Source organism: Moorena sp. SIO2C4, from assembly GCF_010672485.1.
In the GTDB taxonomy this organism is placed as follows: Bacteria; Cyanobacteriota; Cyanobacteriia; order Cyanobacteriales; family Coleofasciculaceae; genus Moorena; species Moorena producens.
Map to the genome: position 1 here is coordinate 1 of NZ_JAAHGN010001166.1, position 2,214 is coordinate 2,214.

The 2,214-nt window shown below is 43.5% G+C and carries 1 protein-coding gene and 4 pseudogenes; 4 read left to right on the plus strand and 1 reads right to left on the minus strand.

Annotated elements, in window-relative coordinates:
* Positions 1-572 precede the first annotated feature (572 nt).
* From F6K20_RS35100 to F6K20_RS35115, 4 genes and pseudogenes are all read left to right on the plus strand, one after another.
* A pseudogene (locus tag F6K20_RS35100) lies at positions 573-799 on the plus strand (helix-turn-helix domain-containing protein); the annotation flags it as partial.
* Positions 800-964 (plus strand): annotated as a pseudogene (locus F6K20_RS35105) (4Fe-4S double cluster binding domain-containing protein); the annotation flags it as partial.
* A 42-nt stretch (positions 965-1,006) separates the two neighbouring features.
* Positions 1,007-1,390, plus strand: a complete 384-nt coding sequence (locus F6K20_RS35110) for an Mth938-like domain-containing protein (RefSeq protein ID WP_008191888.1) — start codon at positions 1,007-1,009, stop codon at positions 1,388-1,390.
* A 22-nt stretch (positions 1,391-1,412) separates the two neighbouring features.
* A pseudogene (locus F6K20_RS35115) lies at positions 1,413-1,832 on the plus strand (NADH-quinone oxidoreductase subunit B family protein); the annotation flags it as partial.
* Between the two features lie 188 nt (positions 1,833-2,020).
* On the opposite strand, the pseudogene F6K20_RS35120 reads toward F6K20_RS35115, so the two are convergent.
* Positions 2,021-2,214, minus strand: a pseudogene (locus F6K20_RS35120) (calcium-binding protein); the annotation flags it as partial.

Genomic DNA, 2,214 nt, shown 5'->3' on the forward strand with positions numbered 1-2,214 from the left:
TGAGCGACTGCCGTGGTTCCCCCCATGAGCGACTGCCGTGGTTCCTCCCATGAGCGACTGCCGTGGTTCCCCCCATGAGCGACTGCCGTGGTTCCCCCCATGAGCGACTGCCGTGGTTCCCCCCATGAGCGACTGCCGTGGTTTCCCCCATGAGCGACTGCATCAAGACATGGAATAATAAAAGTGGATGGAAAAGTATCTTAAATAATTTTCGTTTAATTATTCAACCAACTCTTTTATTAGGATTGATTTTACCGTGGCTAAATGTTATAGATAATTATTATTTTTTACTCGGATTTCATGATTTAATTGATACTATAAATCAAGTTAAACCATTTTAAGTTTATTGATCAACTCCCCGATTTTTTATTATCTCTTAAATTCGGAGAGTGACAGAAGAGGGATATAGCAACCGAAGTATAGTTTAGGAAAGAGTATTTTGGTTGAAAGGGAGCAGGGAGTAGGGACTAAGGCCGTAGGCCACGCGGGGCGCGTTCGGAGCAGAAATATGTCTTAAGCTTTACTTCGACTGCTATATAATGATAGAAGGTCGATAGATAAGTGTAGAAACAGTGAGACATCAAGCCGTCAAAATAAGGATTTACCCCACACAAGAGCAAATTCATATACTTGATCAGCACTTTGGCTGTGCTCGTTGGTGGTGGAATTATGCGCGCTAAATCAATGCATAGAAACTTACAAAGAGACAGGCATTGGGTTGTCTTGTTCTGCACTCAATGCTATGTTGCCAAAGCTCAAAAAAGATGAGAAAACCGAATGGCTAAAAGACTGTTACTCTCCTTGGGGGGAGGTAAATGCCTGTACTTCCTGCGGAAAATGCGTAGATGCTTGTCCCACAGGGGCAATTTTCCGTAAGGGCACAACAACTGCAGAGAAAGAACGCGATCGCGGTAAGCTGGAATTTTTGGTTACAGCTAGAACCAAACAAGAATGGAAGCGATAGGTTCTACTAATTAATAGTTGGACAATTGGATCAGTAATAGTTATGAACAAATCTCAGACAAGCCTAATTAGTCATATCTCTTGGGGTCGTATGGAGGTAACCAATAATGGTGATAATTATCAATTCAAAGATTGTAAAGTATGGCCGGGAGGAGCTAAGGAATGGGATTGGAGACTTACAGGTACTCGCCATCAGCCCGGTATTCAACCCGCCGATATCGAAGAAATTTTGGCTCAGGGCATAGAGTTTATGGTTTTGTCCCGTGGTATGCAACTAATGCTACAAACCTGTCCAGAAACTGAGGAATTGCTCCATCAAATAGGAATTGAGTATTATATCGGGCAGACTAAATTAGCTGTAGACCTATTCAACAGTTTGATGCAACAAGGTAAAAAAGTCGGAGGTATATTTCATTCGACTTGTTAACTCGTTATCAGCTTGAGTAACGATGGAAAAAATTAAATTAGCAACAGTATGGTTAGCGGGGTGTTCGGGATGTCATATGTCCTTTTTGGATCTAGAGGAATGGCTGCTCGAACTCGCCCAATATGTAGATGTGGTTTACAGTCCCGTTGGGTCTGACCTGAAAGAATACCCGGAAAACGTGGATGTTTGTTTAGTAGAGGGTGGTATTGCCAATGAAGATAACTTAGAACTCATTAACCAAGTTCGGGAACGTAGCAAAATCCTCGTTTCTTTCGGAGATTGTGCCGTCACTGCCAACGTTCCTGCTATGCGGAATATGCTGGACGGTGCAGAACCTGTTCTCAAACGCGCCTATCTCGAATTGGGGGATGTCACTCCCCAACTCCCTTACGAACCAGGAATTGTACCGGAATTACTAGAGCAGGTACTGCCCGTTCACCAAGATAGCAGCTTGTAGTAGGGTGGGCAAAAACAGTTTGCTTCTTTTGAGTATTCTAGATTATATTACTTTGCCCACCCTACTTTAATTGGTCTGTTCGCGTAGCGTCCGCGTAGCGCATAAGCTGATAGCTGATAGCACCTCAAGTAGCGTCCGCGTAGCGCATAAGCTGATAGCTGATAGCTTACGTTTTAGAATACTACAGCGGAATTGGTTCTGGTAAAGACGTCTATATCTAACCCCCTATTTAATACTGCAACTTCCGATCCATCAACCGATAAAAAGCCGGTGAAGGCGTCGTAACTTACATCAGTGCTGCCTACAACTACTATCGCATCACTTCCTACTTCGAAGTCGAGGATAATATCCAAATCTCCTTCTAAGA

What these genes read in the sequence shown, in the direction of transcription:
- F6K20_RS35110 (WP_008191888.1), top strand. Translation starts at nt 1,007, where the DNA reads ATGAACAAATCTCAGACAAGCCTAATTAGTCATATCTCTTGGGGTCGT.